Origin of the sequence: Streptomyces sp. NBC_01546, from assembly GCF_045208355.1 — a bacterium.
In the GTDB taxonomy this organism is placed as follows: domain Bacteria; phylum Actinomycetota; class Actinomycetes; order Streptomycetales; family Streptomycetaceae; genus Streptomyces.
On sequence record NZ_CP109379.1, the window covers coordinates 1539832 to 1564326 of the forward strand.

Annotated in this window: 19 protein-coding genes, 1 tRNA gene and 4 pseudogenes; 8 read left to right on the plus strand and 16 right to left on the minus strand. The window is 70.2% G+C overall.

Going from position 1 to position 24495, the window contains the following annotated elements; genetic code table 11:
• Positions 1–4 precede the first annotated feature (4 nt).
• A complete protein-coding gene (locus tag OHA89_RS07405) occupies positions 5–154 on the minus strand; it encodes a hypothetical protein (RefSeq protein WP_257553325.1) in 150 nt (49 codons plus the stop codon).
• A 50-nt stretch (positions 155–204) separates the two neighbouring features.
• Here OHA89_RS07405 and OHA89_RS07410 point away from each other — a divergent pair, with 50 nt between their 5' ends.
• On the plus strand, positions 205–549 hold the full coding sequence (locus tag OHA89_RS07410; protein ID WP_406365719.1) for a transposase: 345 nt from the start codon (positions 205–207) through the stop codon (positions 547–549).
• An 18-nt stretch (positions 550–567) separates the two neighbouring features.
• Here the strand turns inward: OHA89_RS07410 and aspA are convergent, their stop codons facing one another.
• From aspA to OHA89_RS07435, 5 genes are all read right to left on the minus strand, one after another.
• Positions 568–1977 carry an aspartate ammonia-lyase gene (gene aspA / locus OHA89_RS07415; protein WP_266613699.1) on the minus strand — a complete coding sequence of 470 codons (1410 nt, stop codon included), beginning with the start codon at positions 1975–1977 and terminating at the stop codon, positions 568–570.
• 56 nt (positions 1978–2033) lie between these two features.
• Positions 2034–3050 (minus strand): asparaginase, encoded by a 1017-nt coding sequence (locus OHA89_RS07420; protein ID WP_257553327.1) that lies wholly within the window; start codon positions 3048–3050, stop codon positions 2034–2036.
• An 89-nt stretch (positions 3051–3139) separates the two neighbouring features.
• Positions 3140–4579 (minus strand): amino acid permease, encoded by a 1440-nt coding sequence (locus OHA89_RS07425; protein WP_257553328.1) that lies wholly within the window; start codon positions 4577–4579, stop codon positions 3140–3142.
• Positions 4576–5307, minus strand: coding sequence for a FadR/GntR family transcriptional regulator (locus tag OHA89_RS07430; RefSeq protein ID WP_266613702.1), 732 nt, complete (start codon positions 5305–5307; stop codon positions 4576–4578). The genes OHA89_RS07425 and OHA89_RS07430 overlap by 4 nt, the downstream gene beginning before the upstream one ends.
• Before the next feature lie 31 nt (positions 5308–5338).
• Entirely contained in the window at positions 5339–6133 is a 795-nt protein-coding gene (locus OHA89_RS07435) for a gamma-glutamyl-gamma-aminobutyrate hydrolase family protein (protein ID WP_266613704.1), read from the minus strand.
• Between the two features lie 272 nt (positions 6134–6405).
• Between OHA89_RS07435 and OHA89_RS07440 the strand changes: the two genes are divergently transcribed.
• Together OHA89_RS07440 and OHA89_RS07445 are read left to right on the plus strand one after the other, a co-directional pair.
• Positions 6406–7314: a LysR family transcriptional regulator gene (locus OHA89_RS07440; RefSeq protein WP_053788610.1), complete on the plus strand. Its 909-nt coding sequence runs from the start codon at positions 6406–6408 to the stop codon at positions 7312–7314.
• A 210-nt stretch (positions 7315–7524) separates the two neighbouring features.
• Positions 7525–8790: a hypothetical protein gene (locus tag OHA89_RS07445; RefSeq protein ID WP_406365723.1), complete on the plus strand. Its 1266-nt coding sequence runs from the start codon at positions 7525–7527 to the stop codon at positions 8788–8790.
• Positions 8791–9264: 474 nt separating this feature from the next.
• Here OHA89_RS07445 and OHA89_RS07450 read toward each other — a convergent pair.
• The 9 genes and pseudogenes from OHA89_RS07450 to OHA89_RS07490 all read right to left on the minus strand — a co-directional run.
• Positions 9265–9557, minus strand: a pseudogene (locus OHA89_RS07450) (cation transporter); the annotation flags it as partial.
• Positions 9540–9738 (minus strand): annotated as a pseudogene (locus tag OHA89_RS07455) (hypothetical protein); the annotation flags it as partial. The pseudogenes OHA89_RS07455 and OHA89_RS07450, both read right to left, overlap by 18 nt.
• 41 nt (positions 9739–9779) lie before the next feature.
• The gene (locus OHA89_RS07460; RefSeq protein WP_266613709.1) at positions 9780–12143 is read right to left on the minus strand and encodes a non-reducing end alpha-L-arabinofuranosidase family hydrolase; all 2364 of its coding nucleotides are present in this window, start codon (positions 12141–12143) and stop codon (positions 9780–9782) included.
• A 592-nt stretch (positions 12144–12735) separates the two neighbouring features.
• Positions 12736–14286: a sigma-70 family RNA polymerase sigma factor gene (locus OHA89_RS07465; protein WP_406365725.1), complete on the minus strand. Its 1551-nt coding sequence runs from the start codon at positions 14284–14286 to the stop codon at positions 12736–12738.
• A 169-nt stretch (positions 14287–14455) separates the two neighbouring features.
• On the minus strand, positions 14456–15232 hold the full coding sequence (locus OHA89_RS07470; protein ID WP_257553332.1) for a hypothetical protein: 777 nt from the start codon (positions 15230–15232) through the stop codon (positions 14456–14458).
• Positions 15229–15759, minus strand: coding sequence for a SigE family RNA polymerase sigma factor (locus OHA89_RS07475; RefSeq protein WP_257553333.1), 531 nt, complete (start codon positions 15757–15759; stop codon positions 15229–15231). The genes OHA89_RS07470 and OHA89_RS07475 overlap by 4 nt, the downstream gene beginning before the upstream one ends.
• A gap of 128 nt (positions 15760–15887) precedes the next feature.
• The gene (locus OHA89_RS07480) at positions 15888–16841 is read right to left on the minus strand and encodes an expansin EXLX1 family cellulose-binding protein (protein ID WP_322975507.1); all 954 of its coding nucleotides are present in this window, start codon (positions 16839–16841) and stop codon (positions 15888–15890) included.
• Between the two features lie 95 nt (positions 16842–16936).
• Positions 16937–19585, minus strand: a complete 2649-nt coding sequence (locus OHA89_RS07485) for an RICIN domain-containing protein (protein ID WP_406365726.1) — start codon at positions 19583–19585, stop codon at positions 16937–16939.
• Between the two features lie 291 nt (positions 19586–19876).
• Complete coding sequence (locus tag OHA89_RS07490; RefSeq protein WP_406365727.1) at positions 19877–20032, minus strand: hypothetical protein; 156 nt, start codon at positions 20030–20032, stop codon at positions 19877–19879.
• A gap of 100 nt (positions 20033–20132) precedes the next feature.
• Between OHA89_RS07490 and OHA89_RS07495 the strand changes: the two are divergent.
• The 4 genes and pseudogenes from OHA89_RS07495 to OHA89_RS07510 form a co-directional block, all read left to right on the plus strand.
• A pseudogene (locus OHA89_RS07495) lies at positions 20133–21793 on the plus strand (ribulokinase); the annotation flags it as partial.
• Complete coding sequence (locus OHA89_RS07500) at positions 21782–22168, plus strand: class II aldolase/adducin family protein (protein WP_406368435.1); 387 nt, start codon at positions 21782–21784, stop codon at positions 22166–22168. The pseudogene OHA89_RS07495 and the gene OHA89_RS07500, both read left to right, overlap by 12 nt.
• 16 nt (positions 22169–22184) lie before the next feature.
• Positions 22185–23009 (plus strand): annotated as a pseudogene (locus tag OHA89_RS07505) (L-arabinose isomerase); the annotation flags it as partial.
• Between the two features lie 70 nt (positions 23010–23079).
• The gene (locus tag OHA89_RS07510; RefSeq protein WP_406368437.1) at positions 23080–23601 is read left to right on the plus strand and encodes a tyrosine-type recombinase/integrase; all 522 of its coding nucleotides are present in this window, start codon (positions 23080–23082) and stop codon (positions 23599–23601) included.
• On the opposite strand, the gene OHA89_RS07515 is transcribed toward OHA89_RS07510, so the two are convergent.
• A tRNA-Pro gene (locus OHA89_RS07515) sits at positions 23564–23640 on the minus strand. The two genes, OHA89_RS07510 and OHA89_RS07515, sit on opposite strands and share 38 nt — an antisense overlap.
• A 147-nt stretch (positions 23641–23787) precedes the next feature.
• Between OHA89_RS07515 and OHA89_RS07520 the strand changes: the two genes are divergently transcribed.
• Positions 23788–24489 (plus strand): transketolase, encoded by a 702-nt coding sequence (locus OHA89_RS07520; protein ID WP_266613716.1) that lies wholly within the window; start codon positions 23788–23790, stop codon positions 24487–24489.
• The last annotated feature ends 6 nt before the right edge of the window (positions 24490–24495 follow it).

Genomic DNA, 24495 nt, shown 5'->3' on the forward strand with positions numbered 1-24495 from the left:
CGAGTCAGCTCGAGCGCTCCACCGGGCGGAGTGCCAAGATCTTCCAGAGGGACACCTTGCTGTCCATGGCGTTGACGCGGGCCTGCGTCATGCCGACGGCAGCCGCGATGCGCGCCTGGCTGGCCCTGCTGTACTGCTGGCCGTGGCGGAACACGGTGCCGATATCGCGGGTGCGGAGGGCTTGGCGGACATCTGCGCGCTCCCATGCCCAGTCAGGCAGAGACGTTGGTACGAGCGGTGTGGTCACGGTCCTCGACGACGACCTCGGCGCCACCGCGCTCGCCGCGCACGGGCCTGGAGCCGATGGTGATCGTCGCCGACGCCGGCTACGGCCAGATCACCGCGTTCTGCCACGGCCTGGCGGAACGCGGGCTGGACTACGTCGTCGCCGTCCGCTCGGACGAGTCCGCGCACCCGCAGGCGGCCGCGCCCAGCGCATCGCCGTGGAGCGGGAACGGCCACCATCCCGCCACCGCCACCCCACCCTCCGCACCACGGCTGGCCACGGCCGGAGTGAGGAGCAGCGCCGGAGTCGCACGCGGCCGGTAAGCCGACAGCGGACCCGTGTCAGGCCATAGCCGCGCCGGTTCCCGCGATCACCTCGGGCCGCAGCAGGGCGGCGAGCCTCTCGGCCGGCAGCAGGCCCCTCTCCAGGACCAGCTCGGCCACACCCCGGCCACTGGCGAGGGCTTCCTTGGCGATGTCGGTGGCGGCCGTGTACCCGATGTGCGGGTTCAGGGCGGTCACCAGGCCGATGGAGTTCTCTACGGTGGCGCGCAGCACCTCGGTGTTGGCGGTGATGCCGGCCACGCAGCGCTCGGCGAGGGTGAGGCAGGCCGCGCGCAGGTGGGTTATGGACTTCGACAGAGAGTGCAGGATGACCGGCTCGAAGGCGTTGAGCTGGAGCTGTCCGGCTTCGGCGGCCATGGTGATGGTGATGTCGTTGCCGATCACCTCGAAGGCGACCTGGTTGACGACCTCCGGGATCACCGGGTTGACCTTGCCGGGCATGATGCTCGAACCCGCCTGCACCGGCGGCAGGTTGATCTCGCCGAAGCCCGCGCGCGGCCCGGAGGACAGCAGGCGCAGGTCGTTGCAGGTCTTGGACAGTTTGACGGCGATGCGCTTGAGTACACCGGACATCTGGACGAACGCGCCGCAGTCCTGGGTGGCTTCGACCAGGTTGGCCGCGGTGACCAGGGGCAGCCCGGTGATGTCGGCAAGGTGGCGGCGGGCCGATTCGGCGTATCCGGCGGGGGCGTTGAGACCCGTGCCGATCGCGGTCGCGCCGAGGTTGATCTCAAGGATCAGCTCGACCGCCTCCGCGAGCCGGCTGCGGTCCTCGTCGAGCATGACGGCGAAGGCGGAGAACTCCTGCCCGAGCGTCATCGGCACGGCGTCCTGCAACTGGGTGCGGCCCATCTTCAGAACGTCGCGGAACTCGACGGCCTTGCGGGCGAACGCGTCCTGGAGGACGGCCATGGTGCCGAGCAGGCCGCGCACCGCGGAGACGGTCGCGATCCGCACGGCGGTCGGGTAGACGTCGTTGGTGGACTGGCCGAGGTTGACGTCCTCGTTGGGGTGCAGGTGCCGGTACTCGCCCCTGGCATGGCCCAGCAGCTCCAGCGCCCGGTTGGCGATGACCTCGTTGGCGTTCATGTTGGTCGAGGTGCCAGCTCCGCCCTGGATGACGTCGACGACGAACTGGTCGTGGAGCTTGCCGCCGCGTATCTCCTGGCAGGCGGCGACGATCGCGGCGGCCTTCGCGGGCTCCAGCAGGCCGAGTTCCTCGTTGGCGAGGGCTGCGGCCTCCTTGACGGCAGCGAGGGCGTCGATCAGGTGCGGGTAGGCGGAGATGGGCATCCCGGTGATGGGGAAGTTCTCGGTGGCGCGCAGGGTGTGGACGCCCCAGTAGGCGTCGGCGGGGACTTCGCGGTCTCCGAGCAGGTCGTGTTCGCTGCGGGTGGCGGCGGTCATGGGTGTGCGGCCCTCTTCCTGAGGTGGGTGGGTCAAGGTGGTGAAAGGGGATGGAGTCAGGCGGTGGCGGGGATGCTGGGCGGGTTCAGCGCCGCCACCGGCTGGATGCCGCCGACGGGCCGGCCGCCGCCGGTCATCGGCTCGCCCTCGAACCCGGCGAGCAGCCGCGGCTCGACTCCCGCCCGGGCGAGGGCTGCGGCCGTCACCGGGATGCGCGCCCGGTCCGCCCCGTCGGCGATCTTCACTGCGACGGCCCGGCCGTCGGGCAGCGCGGCCACCTGGACGCCCTCGAAGCCGTCCTTGGCCAGCAGCCCGGGCACCGCGCGCATCAGCTGGGCCGTGTCTCGCCCTGTGCCGGAGGCCATCTCCGGGTGGACGCGCAGCGCGTCCGCCACCCGGCGCCCGGCGGTGTCCGGACCGGCCGTGGCGATGCGGGCGGCGGCGCGGGCCAGGCCGTGCAGGGACACTGCGAACAGCGGGGCTCCGCAGCCGTCGACGGTGACGTTCGCGATGTGCTGGCCGGTGAGTTCCTCGACGACCTCGGCGATCGCCCTCTGAAGCGGGTGGCCTGGGTCGAGGTAGCTCTCCAGGGGCCAGCCGGCCAGCTTGCACAGGTACAGCATCGCCGCGTGCTTGCCGGAGCAGTTCTGGGCGAGCCGGGAAGGCCCGCGGCCCTCGCGCACCCAGGCATCCCGGACCGCCGGGGCGTACGGCACGTCGGGGACGTTGCGCAGGTCGTCCTCGGTGAGACCGGCCAGTTCGAGGATCAGCCGGGTACCCGCGAGGTGGTGCTCCTCGCCGGAGTGGCTGCCCATCGAGAGGGAGAGCAGGGCGCCGTCGAGCGGCAGCCCGGCCCGCACCATGGCGAGGGCCTGGACCGGCTTGAGGGCTGAGCGCGGGTAGCAGGCGGCCTCGATGTCTCCGATGCTCAACCGGACGTCGCCATTACCGCCGAGGACGACGACGGATCCGTAGTGGACTCCCTCGATCACACCGCCCCGGGTGACGTGGGCGACGGGTGCATGCTGGGGCTCGCGCATCGCGGGCGCGTCCGCGAGGAGACTGCTGCGCATCACTGCCTCGTTCGGTGGTGGGTTGCTGCTGACCGGGGTGGCCGGCGGCAGGCCCGGCCCGGGGGGACGGGCCGCGCCCGCCGCCCGGTTCAGCCCTCGCTCTTCGCGGCGGCGCGCGCCACGCGGCCGCGGACGGCGTACCAGCCGGCGACCAGCGCCGCGGCGATCAGTGGCACGCACAGCACGGTGGTGCGCGCCGCTCCTCCGTCGGCGTACATGAGGACCAGGACGGAGGCGAGGAAGGCCAGTGTCACGAGTTCGGTCCACGGGGACCCGGGCAGGCGGTAGGAGGGACGGGTCAGTTCGCCGTCACGGGTCTTCCGCCAGAAGAGGAGGTGGCAGAGCATGATCATGCCCCAGGTGGCGAGGATGCCGATGGCGGCCAGGTTGAGCACGATCTCGAACGCGTCCGCCGGAACGACGAAGTTGAGCCCGACGCCGAGGACGCACATGCCGCTGGTGAGCAGGATGCCGCCGTAGGGCACCTGGGTGCGGCTCAGCCGGGCGGTGAAGCTCGGGGCGGAGCCGTTGACGGCCATCGAGCGCAGGATGCGGCCGGTGGAGTAGAGGCCGGAGTTGAGCGAGGACATGGCCGCGGTGAGAACGACCAGATTCATCACGTCGCCGGCCGCCGGGATGCCGATGTGGGAGAGCACGGTCACGAACGGGCTCTGGCCGGCGCTGTAGCTGTTCCACGGCATCAGCATCGACAGCAAGACGACCGAGCCGACGTAGAAGAGGCCGACGCGCCACATGATCGAGTTGATCGCCTTCGGCATGATCTCCTCGGGATTCTCGGTCTCACCGGCCGCGACTCCGACCAGCTCGACGGAGGCGTAGGCGAAGACGACGCCCTGGATGATCAGCAGCATGGGCAGCAGGCCGTTGGGGAAGATCCCGCCGTTGTCGGTGATCAGGGACGGACCGGGCACGGCGTCGTCGATGGGGTGCCGGGTCACGAGGAAAAAGATCCCGATGGCCATGAAGACGACCAGCGCGCCGACCTTGACGATGGCGAACCAGAACTCCAGTTCGCCGAAGATCCGCACCGAGATGAGGTTCACGGTGAGGACCACGGCCAGGGCTATGAGCGCGATCACCCACTGCGGGACGTCGGAGAACAGGCGCCAGTAATGGGTGTAGGTGGCGACGGCGGTGATGTCGGCGATGCCGGTGGTCGCCCAGTTGAGGAAGTACATCCAGCCCGCGGTGTACGCGCCCTTCTCCCCGAGGAACTCCCGGGCGTACGAGACGAAGGCGCCGGAGGACGGCCGGTACATGACGAGCTCGCCGAGCGCGCGTACGACGAGGAATGCGAAGATCCCGCAGACGGCGTAGGCGACGAACAGTGAGGGGCCGGCGTCGGCGAGGCGTCCGCCCGCGCCGAGGAAGAGCCCGGTGCCGATCGCACCCCCGATGGCGATCATGTTGACGTGCCGGGGTGTCAAGGACTTGCTGTAGCCGGTGTCCCCGGCGTCCACGTGACGGGTCGTGGGGCGCTTCTCGTCTTTGAGGAACTGCTCGCTCACGCCTCGGGTCTGCCTTCCGTGGAGGTGGCCGCGCGCTGGGGGCGCACGATTTCTGTGAGGGTCGTCTCGACCCGCAGGAGGTGGTGGGACATGGCCTCCACCGCGTCGTGCTCGGAACCGTCGACCAGCGCTTCGAGGATGGCCCGGTGCTCGCAGTTGGACTGCTCGCGCCGGCCGCCCAGTTCGTTGAGGAAGGTCGACTGACGCGCCAGTGCGTCGCGGATCTCCTCGATGACGCGGCGGAAGACGGGGTTGCGGGATGCCTCGGCCACCGCCAGGTGGAAGACGGTGTCCATCGCCACCCACGCGGTGGTGTCGGTCTCCTGCTCCATTCGGTCGAGCAGGTGGCCCAGATGGTCCAGGTCCTCCGGGGTGCGGCGCAGCGCGGCGTACCCGGCGACCGGGATCTCGACGTGCCGGCGCACCTCCAGCAGGTCGCTGGCGACGTAGTCGCCGAAGGTGGGGTCCTCGACCGTGTTCGCCAGGACGAACGTGCCCTTGCCGCTCTTGGAGGCGGTCAGGCCGATGGCTTGGAGGGCTCGGAGCGCCTCCCGCAGCACGGGCCGGCTGACCTCCAGGGTCCGGCACAACTCGGCTTCGGAGGGGAGCTTGTCGCCCACGACGTACTCACCGCGCTCGATGGCGCTGCGCAGGTGGCCGAAGACCGCTTCCATCGCGCTGACGCGCCGCGGGGCCTGGCCACCTGTCTGGCTGTCTGACAGGTTCACGGTGTGATCCTGATGGGTGCGCCGGAGGGTGTCAAGACACCTGTGTCGGGAAAGTCCGGCCCGGCGAGTTTCGTACCGTGCGCACTTTCCGTCCTGCCACCGAAGCCGCCCGATCGGTGTCTGCGGCGGAACCGGCGGCATCCACCAGGGCGTGCACCACCGGCGTGTCGACACCCATCTCCGGATGCCACTGGACGCCCACGGCGAAGCGGTGCCGGGTGCTCTCGATCGCCTCGACGGTGCCGTCCGCCGCACGGGCTGCCACGATGAACCCGGAGCCAAGGCGATCCACGGCCTGATGATGGTGCGTGGCGACCTCGCGGGTCCCCGGCAGGAGGGCGCCGATCCGGGTCCCGGGCGCGGTGGTGACGGTGTGGGCACAGAAGTGGCCCCGGTAGGGGTTGTGGCCGTGATGGCCCACCCTGTCGGGCAGGTGCTGGATGAGGGTGCCTCCGGCGTGTACGTTCATCAGCTGCATACCCCGGCACACTCCGAGCACGGGTATGTCGCGGGCGAGACCAGCGGCCAGTACAGCCTGCTCCCACCGGTCGCGCTCGCGGACCGGCGGCCCCGTGCGCGGGTGGGGCCGGGCGCCGTACAGGGCGGGATCCACGTCCTCGCCTCCCGTCAGGACGATCGCGTCCACACGTGCGACCACATCGGCCGCTGCCGACGGGGCGTCCGGCGGCAGCAGGACGGCCCGGCCGCCCGCGGCCTGGAGACAGCCGGCGTAGGCCGCAGGCAGCACTGCGGCGGGCAGGTCCCACTCGCCCCACCGGGCGTCGGCCAGGTAGGTGGTGAGTCCGATGAGTGGTGGCTGGGGCATACCACTTCCTTTCAGGGCGTGAGGGGTGATCGTCGACGGCCGGGTGCACACCCGCCCCGCCGGACGTCCCCGGCCACCGCGGGCGGCGGCAGAAAAAGCGGACGGGGCGGACGGGGCACTGGCGGAGGGCGCCCCGGCGACAAGGTGGAGGGGCGGTCACGATCCGGGAGCGCGGGCTTGCGTTTTTCTTGCCGCTAGCAAGAATCCTGCTGGCGTTCATCCGCAATCACAAGAAAACACATCTTCGCGACAGATAAGTGAGCCTTAACTCCGTGCACGGACTCGACCCCCGCCTGCTCGCCACCCTCGAAGCCGTCGTGCGGCACGGCTCCTTCAACGCCGCCGCACGCGAGCTCGGCTACAGCGCGCCCGCGGTCTCCCAGCAGATCGCCGAACTCGAACGCCGCGCGGGCCTGAGAGTGCTGGAGCGCCGGCCCGTGCGCGCCACACCGGCCGGCGAAGTCCTTCTCGACGCCGAGCAGGGCGTCCGCAACGCGTTGGCGACGGCATCGGTGGAACTCGACGCCATGCGCGCGGGTACGGCCGGACGGATCCGCCTCGGCGCCTTCGCCTCGGCCGCCACCAGCATCGTTCCGCAAGCGCTGGCCCAACTCCACGCGGCCTACCCCCACGTGCAGGTCAGCCTCAGCCAACTGGAACCCGAGGCCTGCTACAACCGGCTCAAGCGGGGGGACATGGACCTGGCCCTCAGCTACGACTACGACTTCATCCCCGTCCCGCCGCCCCGGATGCTGCGCCGGACGCTGGTCGCACGGGATCCGGTGGTGGCCGTGGTCCCGGCACACCACCGCCTGGCCGACAGGGAGGTCATCGACCTTGCCAGCCTCGCGTCCGAGACCTGGATCGCGGCTCCGGAGGCCGCACTGCGCCTGGAACTGCTTTCCCAGATGGCCAAGACGCCTGGCTTCCAGGCCCGCCTGCAATACGAGGGGGACGACTTCAACACCGTGCTCGGCTTCGTGGCCGCAGGCCTGTGCGTGGCCGTCATGCCGCAACTCGCCCTGCCCCGCGCCAACACCCAGGTCGTGGCCCGCCCCCTGGCCGAGCCGCAGTTGACGCGCTTCATCTACGCCGTCCGCATCGACACCCGGCACGCCCCGCGCGCCGTCCTGGACCTGGAGCAGATGCTCGCCGCGCAAGCGCTGGCCGCGCTCGCATGAGGCTGCGGCGGGCGGCTACCGGAGGCGAACGGAGCGTGAACCCACGTGAAATGCGCCAAGTTGACGGCGGCCGCACGCGCGTAGACCGGGTGGTGACGCCAGGTCTCCCGGCTTGTCCGACTACCGGACGCGGTGGCTGAAAGTTAAACTATTGCGTGGCGGGCGCCCTACGTTTGCGACGGTTGACGTTCCAGCGAGAGGAAACCCCTCATGACCGCCGCCGACAGTGCGCCGCGAACGGCCCGCGTCCTCACCGGCTACCGCCCCGAGGACGGCTTCATGGCCGTGGAGCTGGACCCGCCTCCGGGCGAGTACGTATGGCACGACGAGCACGCCGAGCAGCAGGAGCAGCGCTACGGCCCGGGTGCGGGCTACCACCAGTGGCTGGCAGTGGACGCACGCGACGGCGCCGTATGGTTCGGCGACATCGACTGGCGGGCCCCGTCCGAAGACCTCGGCAGCCAGCTCCCCGGCCTCCCCCGCAGGGCGCTCGGCGACGGAACCGTCCCGGCCTCCGGAATCATGGTGCAGCTGCTCGGCCACCTGACCCATGACGAACAGCGCGGCTGCTCCTGGCGCTTCTTCACCGCTGAGGAACTGCACGCGCTCGCCCTGCGCATACTCCCCGCCGTGCAGCGGCTCGTGGACTCCATCCACCGCATCGGACCGGGCGACGAACTGGAGTGGTCGGCCGAGGCCGCCACCGCCTGGGACGACATCGAGCAGGCCGCGACACACACCTTCGACCCCTCCGGCGATCTCCGCTGGCCCGGGCTGCGCACGACACCGATTCCTGCCTGGCGTGTCGAGGTCGGCGCGTTCCTCGCCATGAACCCCGGTCTGTGCGATCCCTCCTGGGGCCTGGCCACGGACGCGGAACTCGATGCCTACGCCGACTACAGTCCCGAGAGCGGCTACGGCGGTGTACCGGGGCGGATGTGCCGCGCCGCCGACCGGCAGATCGAGGACGGTTTCACTTTCTACGGCCACCGTGCCGCCCTGTACGCCTACCGCGCGCAGGCGTGCGGCGACCGTGTTCCGACAGACGCCCGCGTCTGGCTGGAGACGACAGAGGCGGGTCGGGGCACCTGGGAGGCGGCCAAGCCCCCCGGGGCCACCCTCGCCGACGTCCCCGACTGCGTGCTGGCGGCCTTGGCCGAAGGGTTCCAGAACTCCGCGCACGAGGAGGGTCTGGTCCTGACGGGCCTGGACGCCCATCTGCGCCGGTTGCGCGCCGAGGAACGCTCCGCCGTCGACCAGCAGCTCGTCCGCGAAGCCGAGGAAGCCGAACACCTCGAGAACATGCTCAAGGACTTCCGCGCGGCACGGAACCGCACCGTGACACGGATCCTGGCCTGGTCCGATGGGCGCAGTGACGGGGAAATCGCCCGCCTGGCGTCCATGCCCGACGACTACGTCAGCGACTGGCGGGCCCGCCTGACCGACGAACAGACGACGGCCACACCCGCAACCTGAAGCACGTGCGGCGAAGACAGGGCACCGGCTCCGCAGCCTCACCGCCCGGGCAGCCCGTCGAGCGCCACGGCCGTCCGTAGACCGAGGCGACGGCCCGAGGCCTTGAGCTGGTGCCGCCGGCCCGCTGCGAGTACTGCTGCGCGGGGTAGGCGGAGCCGGACCTGGCCGCTGTACCGGCGAGACGACCGGAGACGGTGCTCGTCGACGGCCTCGGGACCAAACGCACCTGGCCTGCTGCGCCCCGAGCTCCGGCCTCCGGCCGCTGCGATCCGAAGCCGCCATCCTCAGCCGGTGCCTACGACCGGACATCGTGAACCCTTGTGCAGGGCAGCGACGCGGGTGCAGTGGGCGCACGCTCCCCGGCACCCAGCCCGGCGGTTCCAAGCCGCTCACCGAGCGCTAACAAGGGAAAGGCACTGGTCGCGGCGGCCTCGGGAGCGCGGTGGTCGCCTGTGGCCGCACCCTGGAAGCGTCCGAGTCGGCAACCGCCGAGGCGGAGCCGAGTTCGTGCCGGCCTCGCGCTGGGCGGCCGACAGAAACGGCATCACGGCCAGGGACAGAGCGGCGAGCACGATGCCGGGGATGGACCGCTCGGCCTCTCCGGTGTCAGAGAGCGGCAGGACGGCGTCGACGGCGACGTACGTGGCGAGCGCGAAGGACGAGAAGGCGGTGATCCGTAGGATGGTCTTCTCCCGTGCCTCGCGGACAGCCTGGTCGCGGCCGGAGAACTGCCAGGCGACCGCGGCGGCCGAGGAGACGTCCAGCACCTTGCCGCTGCGCACCGAGACCAGCCCGTAGTAGGCACTACCGGCTGGTCTCGGCCCGCGAGTCCTCCTACACGAACAGGAAGTACGGCACGAGGACGGCGGGCACACCGAGCAGCAGACCGGTGGCGCTCCAGCGACGGCGGTGACGCCCGCGGCGCCCGCCGGCTGTGGCGTTCTTCATCGGGAGGTGTTCTCCTTGCACATCACCGTGGATCAGGCAGGTCAACGCTGCAGGGTGAGGACACCCGGCCGGTACGGCAGTCGGTCGTAGGGGCCGCCCGCGTTGGGGGACTTGCCTTGGTAGAGGAACTGCAGGTTGCAGGGGTCGATGCTCATGGTCTGGTCGGGGTTGTTGCGGACCAGGTCGCCGTGGCTGATGTCGTTGGTCCAGGTGGCTCCGCTGTTGGCCTTGCCGGCGAAGGGGTTGCTCTCGCTGGCGGCCTGCGGGGTCCACGAACCGCTCAGGCTGGAGGCCGTGAACGAGCGGAAGTAGCGCTGCTCATTCGCACCCCGAGCCTCAACGATCATGAGGTACTGGTTCTGGCCCTGGACCTTGTAGACCTGCGGCGCCTCGAACAGGTTCTTCGCCGTGTCGCTCATGACCGTCGTGTACGACGAGCCGAAGCTGCCCGGGAAGTTTCCGATCGGCATGCTCGCCCGGTAGATCTTGCCGTTGTCACCGGCGAAGAACAGGTACATGTTCTGGTCGTCGGCGATCAGGGTCTGGTCGATCGGGCCGGTGCCGGAGTCGGGGAGGCTCCCGGTGAACAGCGGCTGCGGCGCGGACCAGCCGTTGGGGTTGGTGGGGTCGCTCGACAAGCGGTAGCTGAAGGGCGACGCACCCCACTGGTACGCCAGCACCCAGATCTTCTTCGGCGCGAAGTAGAACAGCGTGGGCGCCACCGCGTTCTGGTTCATCTTGGTCTGGCCGGCCGACGCCATGTCCGACCAGTTCGTGAAGGGACTGAACGCCATCGAGCCGTACGAGGTTCCCTCTGCGCTCGACGCGTAGACCACGTGCTTGCCGTTGTGCACCACGTGGGTGAAGTCCTTCACCGCGGCCCACCCGTTCGACGGCTGTGCGAGGGCACCCGTCGAACTCCACTTGTACGTAGAGGGAAGAGCGCACGTGCCGCCGCCCGTCCCGGACGGGGCGGTCCACTTCTGGTTGTCGACGGACGCGCAGGAGTACAGCTGGATCTTGGTGCCGTTGGCGGTGGCCGCGCCGACGGCGTCGAGGCACAGCCCGGACTGGACGCCGGTGATCGTGCCGTTGGTGTTGATCTTCCACTGCTGGTTGGCGCCGCCGTTGCAGTCCCAGATGACCACCATTGTGCCGTTGCTGGTGCCCTTGGCCATGGCGTCCAGGCACTTGTTGCCGTAGATCATCAGCTGCTTGCCGGAAGTGTAGGTCCAGCGCTGGTTTGTCTGTCCGTTGCAGTCCGACAGCTGCGCCTGGGTGCCGTTGCCAGTGGTGGAACCGTTGATGTCGATACAACGACCGGAGGGGACGCCCTTGATCTGCCCGGTACCGGTTCCGCCGGGCGTCCCGCCCGGCCCGGTACCGGAGGCGGACTTGAGGGCGTTCATGACGGTGGTGTAGGCGGCCTTGGGGCTGCCGTTGTTGTCGAACAGCAGGGGGCTCTCGCCGCTGCGCCAGGAGTCGCTGTCACGGATGCCCCACACCGTGATGCCGGTGCACCGGGTCACGGACAGGCAGGCGTTGACCGCGTTGGCGTAGTTGGTGGACGACGCCTGGGCGATGTCCAGCTCGGTGATCTGGACGTCCACGCCCAGGGCGGCGAAGGCGGACAAGGTGGTCTGGAAGCTGGACGGCGGGCCGCCGGTCCCGAAGTGGCTCTGGAAGCCGACGCAGTCGATCGGCACGCCGCGGGACTTGAAGTCCCTGACCATGCTGTAGACGCCCTGGGTCTTGGCGTCCGACCAGTTCTCGATGTTGTAGTCGTTGTAGCAGAGCTTGGCCGAGGAGTCGGCCGCCCGGGCGGTGCGGAACGCCTCCTCGATGAAGCCGTTGCCCAGCACGTTCTGGAACACCGAGCTGCGGTGCTGGCCGCTGCCTCCGTCGGCGAAGGCCTCGTTGACCACGTCCCAGGCGTAGATCTTGCCCTTGAAGTGGGTCATCTCGGTGGTGATGTGGTTGTTCATCACGCTGCGCAGCGTGTTCGCGTCGCCGATGGAGCTGACCCAGGACGGGAGCTGCGAGTGCCAGACCGTGGTGTGGCCGCGCATGCGCTGGCCGTGTGCCATGGCGCGGTTGACGATCTGGTCGGCGGGGCCGAAGTTGAAGTTGCCGCGGGACGGTTCGATAGCGTCCCACTTCATCTCGTTCTCCGGGGTGATCATGTTGAACTCCCGGTCCGCTATCGCGGCGTACTTCGAGTCCCCGAGCCTGCCGGCGGCCACAGCGGTGCCGAAGTACCTGCCCGAGGGGGCCGCCTGCGTACCCAGGGCGGCGGCTCCGGCGGAGCTGGGCAGGAGCGTCAGGGCACCAGCCACCAGCGCCGCGGCCGACAGTCCTATCACCGCTGTTCGGCGACGCCGGCCGAGCCGGTGCAGGCCCTTCATGATTCTCCTCGGGGGCCGCGAGTCGCCCTGGGTGCCGTGATCGTGCGCGCATCGGCCGGTACGGCCTGATCCGTCGCGGGTCGGGTGCGGGGCAGGGCGTGGGCCCGTTCCTGCCTGCCGATCGCCCGGGAGGCGTGGGTGTGTCGCGTCATTGGAGCGGCTTTCTTCAGGGGATACGTCAACGGGGAAAGTCGGGGGACCTGCCACGCCGGCCCCTCAAGGTGAGCGGCGGGAAGAGCACCCCACACAATGGAGGCCTCCGAACTGATGGCCTCGTAACAGAAAAGTGGCGCCGCCCGGATGATTGCCCGGTGATGCATCGCGCGGGCGAAAAGCGTTATGCCAAGCCCTGCGTTCCGGTCGTCCTGTGGAAAGGGCGCCGCCCTGATCACCAGCGAGGTGTCATCGGTGGCGGTCGCGGTGATCAGCCTTCAAGCCGGTACGCCGAGTCAGCCGTCGACGAACGCGGACCGAAGCCGGTTTCGGCGCAGCACTCGGCTCGCTGCCAGGTCGAGAACAGCGTGGTGCAGGATCGTGGTGCAGGATCACCAGCTGTCACTGCGCGGGGGGCCACATGCTCAAGGAGCGGTTCTCAAGCCCAGGGCCTTCGCATGATGAAGGAAGCCTGGTCGGCGAAGGCCCGAGTGCCGTCGGAGCCATCGAGCCAGATGCCACCGTCGCGGTAGCGGAGGACGGAACCGGGATAGTTGTGCGCGTGCAAGGTCACCGACCCGGCGACCGCCCCGGGGTGCGGACAGAAGGTGGCGTCCTCACGGAACAGTTCGCTGCCGTCGTTGGTGCTCAGCCGTAGCCGCAGGTCACGATGGCGCAGATAGCGGCCGTCCGCGGCGAGGAAGGTGACGCACCGAGTGTCGGCCAGCCCCCCGACGACCGTGAAGGTGACCCGCTGCCGCGTCTGCGCGCTGCTGGACGCCGAGACTCGGCCGAGCGTCGCGAAGTCGCCGGCATACGTGAGGTACAGGGCGGGCTCGTCCACGGACTCCAGCGACTGTGCGCCCAGCGGAACAGTGCCCGCGACGGCCGACGGACTCACCGGGGACGGTCCGGCCGACGTGATGGTGCTCGACGGGATCGGCGTGGGATTGCCGGCCGTGGGAGCGGCGATGACGCCGGGCACCCGATGCGCCGGTTCGGGCCAGGTCACGTAGGTGGCGGTCCCGGTGACGAGGACCGCGCCGGTGGCGAGGGCCACCAGCGGATGAGCGGTCACCGCGTGGAGTTTGCCGATCAGCAAGCTGTGCAGACTGCCTCCCCCCGTCGCCGTGCCGACGGCGACGGGTGCCGTGGCCAGCCCGGCGGCGCCGGCCGCCGTACCCGACAGCAGGCCCTTGGCGGCCAGCGCGGCGATGAGCCCGGCCGGGACCGCCAGTGGGGCGAGGCTGAAGAGCAGTCGCTCGACCGGAACCCGTTCTGTCTTCGTCGCCGCGCAGACCGGGCATCCGCGGGTGTGCCGCGCGATCCGCTTGCGCCACACCGATGTACGGAGACCGTCCCAGCCGATGAGGGCCTCGTCCAACTGCGGACAGCGCGGGTCGGCCTCCAGCGCGGCGACGATCGTCCGGCTCAGTTCCAGCTGCTCGCGCATGCGTTGCAGGCGCACTCCGACGTGGGCGACCGTGAGCCCCGTCGCGGCGGCGATGTCGTCGCGGCTCAGCGAGCCGGCGCCTTCCTGCCACCACAGCGACAGCAGCACTCGATGGTCCGGGTCGAGCCACCGGCCGGCTTCGACAACCTGACGGCGCTCGTCCGACACATGCAGACGCAGAATCGTCATGTCCCCAGGTTCGGCGCCGGCGTCCGGTATCTGGTGTGCCTCGTCGATGACCGTGCTCCGGCCGGCGAAGGCGCGTTGCCGGTGCCGGTGGGTACTGATCTGGCGGAGCGCGATCGAGACCAGCCAGGACCGGAAGCTCTCCGGAGCACGCAGGGCAGGCAGGTCGCGCACCACGCGCAGCAGGGTTTCCTGGACGACGTCGTCGACGTCGGCATGTCCGCTCAGCGCTCGCCCGACGATGTTGTAGAGCAACGGCAGGTACGCGGCGATCAGCTCCTCGCGCGCCCGATCGTCACCGGCCTGCGCCGCGACAACCAGCCCCGCGTGGTGCGCATCCATGAGCCTCATTCCCACCTCCTTCGACCGCGGCCGGATGTTCGCCGCGAAGGGCGTCAGCTGGTGCGGCTCCGGGTGTATCCGGAAGCCGCCGTCTTGGATCGCGCCGAGAGGCTCCTGGAGGAGGCGATCGGCTTTCGCCGCGAGGCCCCTGACTCCTCGGCCGGAACCTGGCCGGGCCTTACCGTGCCGGGGTGAACCTTCCCCAGACCGCGACGGAGCCGCCCGGGGTCTGCGTGTCGACGCGGTAGCCGTCGTCCGTGGCGTTGCGCACGCCGGTGGCGTGGTTGTACTGGCCGGCGAATTCATGCTGCCCGGTCGGCACGGTACGGCCCGGTTTGAGGACCCAGCGGTAGACCAGCGCTCCGCCGGCCTCCTGAACGGTGACGATGAAGTCTTCACTCGGCAGGGTGCGCCAGTTGCCGGTGTTCTGCACGCCGCCGGTTTGGGCGATGCGCAGTTCCACGGTGAGCGAGGTGAGCGGCTGTGTGGTCTTGAGAGTGAGGTTGCTCTGGGCCCAGTAGACGGTGCTGTGCGGATCCACCGAGCCGTCCGACGACAGGGGCCCGTTCTGAACCCGGCTGCTGGGCAGCGGAGTGGGGCGCGGGCCGACCGGGGCCGTGGTGGTCGGAGTCGGGGCCGGGGCGGCGGGGGTGGTGGGAGCAGAGGGCGTCGGACGGGAAGGAAACGTCGGGGACGGGGTCGCGGGGGTGGTGGCGCTGTCCGACGGTGGCGGAGTGCGGACGATGCCCGCGACCGCGAGACCACCCGTGGCCAGGGTGGCGGTGATGGCGAGGCCTGCGAGGGCGGCCTTGGGCCAGGATCTCGCGATGGACGGTGTGCGGTGACGGACGGTGCCGTCGGCCGCCCCGCGTTCCACGCGGGCCAGCATCCGGGCGCGATCGGGCTGGTGGGCCTCGGCGGCGTCGCGCAGCCGACGGGTGATGTCCTCGTTCACCGGTTCCTCCTCCCCGCCACCAGGTCGCCGACCGCTCGTGTGCCAAGTATCCGTTCCAACTCGGCCATTCCCTTCGAGGTCTGGCTCTTGACCGTACCGACCGATATGCCCAGCGCCGCCGCGGTGTCCTTCTCCGAGAGGTCGAAGGCGTGGCGCAGCACCACGCACGACCGCTTCCGGAACGGCAGCCGGGCGAGCGCCGTACGTACGTCCAGCACGGCCGCCACGTCCGGCCCCGCCACCTGCTCCGGACTGCGGGACCAGAACAGCGCGATCCGGCGCCGCTCGCGCACCGCACTGCGGATCCGTTCCCGCGCCATGTTGGCGACCACGCCGCGAGCGTAGGCGAGCGGGTGGTCAGCCTTGCGAAGCCGGTCCCAGCGCTGCCACAGGGCGACCAGGGCATCCGCAGCAAGGTCGTCGGCCGCGTCCGTCTCGCCGGTCAGGAGATGGGCGAGACGGGCCAGTTCGGCGTAGTGGCGTTCGAAGAAGTCGTGAAACTCCGCGGACGCGTCATGAAGGAGCATCTCCCCCGGTCGCCCTCTCCCTGCTATGTGCGCGTTAACAATCGGCTCGAGCGTAACAGTGCCCATCACTGCGGCCGGACAGTGGCTGACCGCGGGGGCAGAGCCGTGACGGTGGGTGGACGGCACGGTCAATGCCGGGCGAACTGGACGCGGGTCTGTTGCGCGACGTCCGGTTTCAGTGCGATCCCCTCGACGGTCAGTTGTTCTCCGTAAAGGTCGGTGACCCTGATCGCTCCGCCGCATCCGCTGCCGCCGGTGGAGAGGAAGTAGTTGTAGTCGGTGCGGGGCAGTTTCCGCCAGCCGCTGGCGGTCCGGAGTTCGAGCACCGCCACCGGGTTCCGATGCCCGATCACCTGGACGCCGCACCAAGAGCGGCTGGACCCGGTCTTGTACCGGATGGAGAGCGTGTCGGGCGCGGCGGGGCTCAGCAGCGTCCAGGTGATCGGGATCCGGCCGAGTGAGGGGTTCGCGAGCTTGGCGAAGGCCTGTTGGCTGAGGTCGAGTTGCCCCGGTGCGCAGGGCAGGGGGCACTCGTTGACGATCCGCACCGTGATGGAGTTCCCGTTGGCGGCGCGGACCCGCACGTACGCCCCGCACGCTTTGGCCGACTCGTAGTCGGTGTGGTTCATCGCCGCGATCATGAGATCACCGGACGGTCCGTACAGGCAGGCACCATTGCCGTCACCCGCGGCATAGGAAGTCGCGACTCCCTGGTAGCTGACCGAGGGCTTGATCCGTCCCGCCGAAGAGGCTGGCGACTCCGTGCGTGCCGGGCTGGAGGCCGAGGGCGTCGGGACACCGGCGGCTGACGGCGGGGGCGGGCTCGTGACCGTCGGCTGCGTCGATGCGGTCGCGGCGCCGGCCTCTGCTGCCGGCGACCCGGAACTGGACGGTGCGTTCGTTGGGGCAGCCGCTACGGATGCGCCGGTGGGAAGCCCGGCACCGGACCGGCTCCCGGGGAGGAGCGTGAGGGCCAGGCAGGCCAGCGCACCGACTGCCGTCACCGCCAACGGAATGCCGACGGCCGCCCCGCGTCTGCGCCGCGGCCGCGGCGCACCGTGTTTCGTTGTCCTCATGCCCATCCGTTCGGTAGATCGAGTCGACGTCGCACTTATCAGTGGCCGCCGAAGGCGAAAAGGTTGCCGGTCCGGTGCCGATGTCGCCGAGACCGGGGCGATCAGGACACGTCGCCGTACACCACGCCACGGCCGTAGCCGCCCAGGTAGACCCGGCCGTACACGTCCGGGTCGCCGATGATGACGGAGATGACGCTCCCGCCGAACTGGTGCTGGTCGTCGTTGATCCGGACCCAGGTCGAACCGCCGTCGATGGAGCGGAACACCCCGGTTACGCCCTTCAGCGTCCCGCTGAGGTAGAGAGCCTGGTAGGTGGCGCCCGGGGCGGGCTTGCCGAAGCCGACACCGTGCGCCTGCTGCACGCCGGCGAGCTTGTTGAAGCTCGCCCCGCCATTGGTGGAGTGCAGGAGTCCGTTGCCTCCGCCTGTGATCCACAGGTCACCGGCGACGCCCGGGGCCGCCTTGAGCTGTCCGTCACCCAGGCCGGTGGCCCGGGCGGTGAAGCTCTTGCCGCCATCGGCGCTGGCGTACAGGGTGCCGCCCTTGAGGGCGTAGAACGTGTTCGCCGACGAACGGTCGGCCACCACGGCCGAGTCCGCGGGCAGACCGGAGGCGGCCGTCCAGGTCGCACCGCGGTTCGTCGAGCGGAACGGCCTCTGGCCCGCGGGCGTCCAGACGACGGCGGCGCCGTCCGCCGAGACCGCCACGGCCCCGCCGCCCGCTCCGCGCACGGGTTCCCCGGCGAACGGCGTCCAGCCGGCCCCGCCGTCGGTCGAATAGGCGCCGTGCTGCTCGCCACCGAGACCGACCCGGACCACGAACCCCGGCTTCGCCTGGGCGAAGTCGATGCCGGTGGTGTTGGAGAACAGCGGTCCGGAGAGTGCTTTGGCGGGTACCTTGGTCAGGTCCTCGTGCCGGAATCCGCTGACATCGCCGAGCGCACTGATCAGCGGGAGGCCCGGGGGCTTGATCAGCCCGAGGACCGCGGTCTCCTCCAGCCCCTTGGCCGGGACCGTCCAGTGCGTGGCACCCCCCTTGTCCGCCGCGGTCACGTCGTTGCTGCCCCATATCCCCGACCCGGTGCCGTACAGCACGTGCCCGGAGTCGAAGGGGTTGATGGCCAGCGCGCCCATCCAGTGCCCGATGCCCGTGCCCACGTACGGCGCAGCGGAGTTGTCCCGCACCGAGGTCGCGCCGAGCGCCTTCCAGGAGGCGCCGCCGTCGGTCGACCGGTACACCTCGTCCGAGGGCCACCAGCGGTCCAGCGTGGTGACCATCACCGTGGACGGGCGCTGCGGATCGACAGCCAGCCCGGCGAAGCCGTAACCACCGCTGGACGGTGAAATGTTCTTCCAGGCCCCGGTGGACGGCGTGTACTTCCACACGGAACCGGCCGTCACACCGTTCGGGCCCGGGGCATTGGTGTACGTCAGATACAGCGAGCCGTCACCGGACAGCACACCGTGCTGCGGCAGCTGCCCTGTGGGCTGGCCGGACACGGCCTGCCAGCTGCTGCCGCCGTCGGTGGAGCGGTACAGCGAGGTGGTCTTGTCGGCCACCCCGACGTAGATCGTCCGGCTGCCGGCCGGGCCGAAGGTCACGAAGGACAGGCCGACGCCGCTGCTCGCACCGTCCTTGACGGGGAAGGCGGCGACCTGGCTCCAGGTCACGCCGTAGTCGGTGCTGCGCCAGAGCCCGTTCTTGCGGGTGCCCAGGTAGAGCGTGCCGTGGTTGGCGGGGTCCACCACCAGCCGCTCGCCCATGGACCGGCCGTCCTCGTTGCCGCCCAGTTTGAACGGCAGGTCGGTGCGCTGGAACGTCTTGCCCTGGTCGGTGGAGCGGAGGATCGCGCCGTTGCCCGCCCAGTCATTGGTGTAAGTGCCGCTCGCGAGGTACAGGCGGTTCGGGTCGACGGGGTCGGTCGCCAGGCTCTCGATCCCGAGCAGGTTCCAGTCGGATCCACCGATCCAGTCGGTCAACGAGGTCCATTGGGCGGCGGTCGCGTCCCAGCGGTAGGCACCGCCGATGTCGGTCCGGGCGTACAGCAGGTCCTTGCGGGCGGGGTTGAAGACCAGCCCGGTGACGAACCCTCCACCGACGATCTGCGCGTTGTGCCAGGTGTACCTGCCCGAGCCGGCCGCCTTCACCAGCTTCCACTGCTGGTTGGTGCTGCCCCGGTCGGCGTACTGGATGAGCGGCACCCCCTCGCCGGTGGAGCCGCCCCACACGTCCAGCACCATGCCGTTGCTCCGGGAGACGAACTTCACCGCCCCATCGCCCACGTCCTGCATCTTCCACTGCTGCGTGGCGGAACCGTGGTCGGTCTGCTGCTCGACGGCCGCCGCGGACTCCTTGGAAGCGCCGCGCACTCCGAGGACCTTGTGGCTGCTGCGGTTCTCCACCTCGTAGTAGCCGTCCCCCGCCTGCCTCAGCCGCCACTGCTGACTCGCGGCACCTGCCACGCGGCTCGCCTGCCGTATCCAGACGCCGTCCGACGTGTCCGCCCCCGGCACGTCGAGCACCTTGTCGCTGCGGACAGAGGTCAGCGTGTAGTAGGCGTCGGCATCCACCGTCGCGGCGTTCGAATCGGCCTGCACGAACAGCAGGTAGGGGCCGAGGACTCCAGGCACGCCCAGCATCAGGCCGATCGTTATCCCGCGCCGGCGGTGGCGCCCCCGCGTACGCCGCTCACCACCAGCCGCGGCCTTGCGCCGGCTGCGGCCGTCCGCCGTGGGATCCGTCTCGTTCATGGGGGCTACTCCTTGCTTCGGCCCTGCCCCGTACAACCGCTCAGGTCAGCGGTGCGCGGCGGCATGCGGCGGGAGATCGGGCGACCCGTGGGTGTGATCGCCTTCTGGTGTGCCCGTCAGTTGCCGCCGCTCCGGAAAAGGTTGCCGCCCGCCGAAGTCCGGTACCGGGCCACTGAGACCGCGTCGTTCCAGCGTCAGATCGCGGAGGGGGGAGGGCTGTCGCGTCCGTTCAGCAAGCCGGCCGACGTGCGCGGCGGCTCCCGACGGCAGGCTGGGCGAAGAGCTGAGACCTCATCGGAGGGACTTCGCCAGCGTGGTGGCGCCGTTGAGCAGGTGCTCCAGCGGCCTGCGGCGAAAGAAGCGGGACCAGGCCGCGGTGAACACGATGACTGCGCCGGAAATGGCCGGATCTTGGTGCGCTTGGCGTCCGGAGAGGTTCGTCTTCATCCTGCTCCAGCGCCTGATCGCCGGCCGTCGCAAGGTCTGACCGGCTTAAGGCGAGCCCGGCCTTGACAGGCTGATTGTTAGCGCTAACAATCCCCCGACGATGCCCGCGGCATCGCTGCGCCCTCTCGGGGCTCCGTACGAAGGATGTGAAGTGACCGTGACCCCTCCCCCCCAGACCGCGGAGAGCCATGTCGTGGGTGTCGACTTCGGCACTCTCTCCGGCCGGGCCGTGGTGGTCCGCGTCCGCGACGGCGAGGAGGTCGGCTCCGCCGTCCACGTGTAACCGCACGGCGTCATCGAGCGTGAACTCCCCACCACCGGTCAGCCCCTGCCGCCCGACTGGGCCCTCCAGCACCCCGAGGACTGGCGCGAGGTGCTGCGCACCGCCGTCCCCGCCGCAGTGGCCGCGAGTGGCATCGACCCGGCCGCCGTCATCGGCATCGCCACCGACTTCACCGCCTGCACCGTCCTCCCCGTACGGGCCGATGGCACCCCGCTCGCCGAGACCAAGCTGGGCGTTCGCCCGCACGCCTGGCCCAAGCTCTGGAAGCACCACGCGGCCCAGAGCCAGGCCGACCGCATCAACCACCTCGCCCACCTGCGCGCCGAGAAGTGGATCTCCCGCTACGGCGGCAAGATCTCCGCCGAATGGCAGTACGCCAAGGCGCTCCAGGTATCGAGGAGGACCCGGACACCTACGCCGCCACCGAGCGCTGGATCGAGGCTGCTGACTGGATCGTCTGGCAGCTCGCAGGCGTCGAAACCCGCAACACCTGCACGGCGGGATACAAGGGCATCCACCAGGACGGCCACTACCCCAGCGAGGACTACCTCGCCGCCCTGCACCCCGATTTCGCCGACTTCGCGCGCACCCGGCTGGAGCATCCCCTGTCGCCGCTGGGATCCCGGGCCGGCTCCCTCACCGCCGAGGCCGCCGCCTGGACCGGGCTGCCCGAGGGCATCGCCGTCGCCACCGGCAACGTCGACGCCCATGTCGCGGCCCCTGCCGCCCAGGCCGTCGAGAACGGCCAGCTGCTCGCCATCATGGGCACCTCCACCTGCCACGTCGTCAACGGCCCCGCCCTCGCCGACGTCCCCGGAATCTGCGGAGTCGTCGACGGCGGCATCGTGGAGGGCGCCTACGGCTACGAGGCCGGGCAGAGCGCGGTCGGCGACATCTTCGCCTGGTGGCTGCGCCAAGGCGTGCCGACCCACTACCGCACAGAGGCCGAAGCCACCGGCGAGGACCTGCACCAACTGCTGTCCCGCAAGATCGCCGACCAGCCCGTCGGCGGCCACGGCCTGGTCGCCCTCGACTGGATGAACGGAAACCGCTCCACCCTCGTCGACCACCACCTCTCCGGAGTCATCGTCGGCCTCGCCCTCACCACCCGCCCCGAGGAGATCTACCGCGCCCTGCTGGAGGCCACCGCCTTCGGCACCCGCACCATCATCGACACCCTGGAGCAGGGCGGCGTCCCCGTCACGGAGTTCATCGTGACCTGCGGGCTGAAGAAGAACCCCCTGCTCATGCGGATCTACGCCGACGTGCTGCGCCGGCCCGTCTCCCTCGCCGAGTCCGCCCAGGGCCCCGCCCTCGGCTCCGCCATCCACGCCGCCGTCGCCGCCGGCGCGCACCCGGACGTACGCACCGCGGCCGCCGCCATGGGCCGCGAACGCCACGGAGTCCACCAACCAGACACCGCGCACGCCTACGTCTACCGCCACATGCCCGAGGTCGGCGGAGTGGTGCACACCCACTCGACGTACGCGAGCGCCTGGGCCGCGCACGGAGAGGCCGTGCCCTGCGTACTGACCGCCATGGCCGACGAGTTCGGCGCCGAGATCCCCGTCGGCCCCTTCGCGCTCATCGGCGACGACTCCATCGGCCGGGGCATCGTCGAGACCCTCCGGGGCCACCGCTCACCGGCCGTCCTGATGAAGAGCCACGGCGTCTTCACCATCGGCAAGGACGCCAAGGCCGCCGTCAAAGCCGCCGTGATGTGCGAGGACGTCGCCCGCACCGTCCACATCTCCCGCCAGCTCGGCGAACCCCTGCCGATAGCGCAGGACGACATCGACCGCCTCAACCACCGCTACCAGAACGTGTACGGCCAGCAGCCCGCTGCCCGCTAAGGAGACCCACGCCCCCATGAAGGCACAGAAGGCAATCCAGGGCCGCGAAGTCTGGTTCCTGACCGGCAGCCAAGGGCTGTACGGCGACGACACCTTGCGTCAGGTCGCAGAGCAGCCCCGCCGGATCGCCGACGCACTCGGCGACTCCGGCATCCCGGTGAACATCATCTGGAAGCCCGTACTCACCGACGCCGGCGCGATCCGGCGGGTCTGCCTGGACGCCAACGCAGACGACACCTGCATCGGCCTCATCGCCTGGATGCACACCTTCTCCCCGGCGAAAATGTGGATCGCGGGCCTGGACGCCCTGCGCAAGCCGTTGCTCCACCTGCACACCCAGGCCGATGCCGCACTGCCCTGGGCGTCGATCGACATGGACTTCATGAACCTGAACCAAGCGGCCCACGGGGACCGCGAGTTCGGCTATATCCAGTCCCGGCTCAGCGTCGCACGCAAGACCGTCGCCGGACACGTCAGCGACCCCTCGGTCGCTGCCCGGATCGCCTCCTGGGCCCGGGCCGCGGCAGGCCGCTCCGAGCTGCAGAGCCTCAAGCTGGCGCGATTCGGCGACAACATGCGCGACGTCGCCGTGACCGAGGGCGACAAGGTCGAAGCCCAACTCCGCTTCGGCGTCTCGGTCAACACGTACGGCGTCAACGACCTGGTCGCAGCCGTCGACGCCAGCGTGACCGAACTGGTCAAGGAGTACGAGGACACCTACCGCCTCGCGCCCGAACTCCGCGCGGACGGGGACCGGCACGACTCACTGCGCTACGCCGCCCGCATCGAACTCGGCCTGCGCGGATTCCTGACGGACGGCGGCTTCCACGCCTTCACGACGCTGCCGCCGCCACAGCGACCCCAGCGATCCGTTCACCGGGCTCGTCTTCTGCAGACCCGACGGCCGGCCCCTGCGACCCCACACCGTCCTCGACCGGCTCCGGCAACTCTCCAAAGAGGCCGGTGTACCGCGAGTGACCGTTCACGACCTGCGGCACCTGGCCGCCACGATCACCATCACCGCCGGCGTCCCCCTCACCCTCGTCTTCAAGACGCTGCGGCACTCCACCCTCTCGACCACCGCCAACGTCTACAGCCACCTCACCCAACAGGCCGCCCGCGAAGCCGTCGACACCATCGACCACACCCTCACCCGGGCCCAGAAACGAAACGACCGACGGGCCTGGCTGGAACGGCTGCGACCACCACGCGACCACATCCAGCACCTCCACGAAGCCCTCAACCGGCTCCGCCCCCCACCCCGACCGGCTTCCACCCCACCGCCAGCCAACCCCAAAGCGGGCGTGCGACCACACTGCGACCACCAGCATTCCGGGCATGGAAAAGGCCGCCCTCTCATGTGTGAGAGAACGGCCTCCGACCTGCGTTTCCGCATGGTCGGGACGACAGGATTTGAACCTGCGACCCCTTGACCCCCAGTCAAGTGCGCTACCAAGCTGCGCCACGTCCCGATGCCCGCTGACCTGGGGTTTCCCCTGGATGAACGCGCAGGAGAACGATACCGCACTTCGTGGGGTGGTCGCGCGCACCTTTCCGGTCGCGGATCCGGGCCGGGAGCCTCTTGACCTCGATCGCGCTTGAGGTTGCATGATCCACTCATGACGCAGGCAACCGCGGACACGGTGTTCCGCTACGAGGATCTGGGCCGGCTGATCGGCCTCATGACCGGGGCCGAGAAGCACGGGCCCGCCGCCACCTCCACGCTCGACGCGCTGTGGGTGCTCTACGACCGGGTGCTGAGGGTGACGCCCGGGACCGCCGAGGATGCCGGGCGCGACCGGTTCCTGCTGTCCAAGGGGCACGGGCCGATGGCGTACTACGCCGTGCTCGCCGCCAAGGGGTTCTTCCCCGTCGAGTGGCTGCCCGGCTTCGGCTCGTACGAGTCGCCCCTCGGGCACCACCCGGACCGCACCCTGATCCCCGGTGTGGAGATCGGCAGCGGGTCGCTCGGGCACGGGCTGCCGCTCGCCGTCGGCAGCGCGCTGGGGCTGCGCGCCCAGGGGCTGGCCGAGCCGGCGATATGGGTGCTGATCGGGGATGCGGAGCTGGACGAGGGCAGCAACCACGAGGCACTCGCCTACGCGGGCTCCGCCGGGCTGGAGAGGCTGCACACCGTGGTGATCGACAACGACTCCGCGACGCACGGCTGGCCGGGCGGGATCGCGGCCCGGTTCGAGGCCGCCGGCTGGTCCACGGCCACCGTGGACGGGCGGGACCACGCCGCGCTGCACGCCGCCTTCACCGCGCCGCACCCCGGCCGACCGCACGTCGTGGTCGCCCGTGTCGAGAAGAAGCAGTAGAGAAGC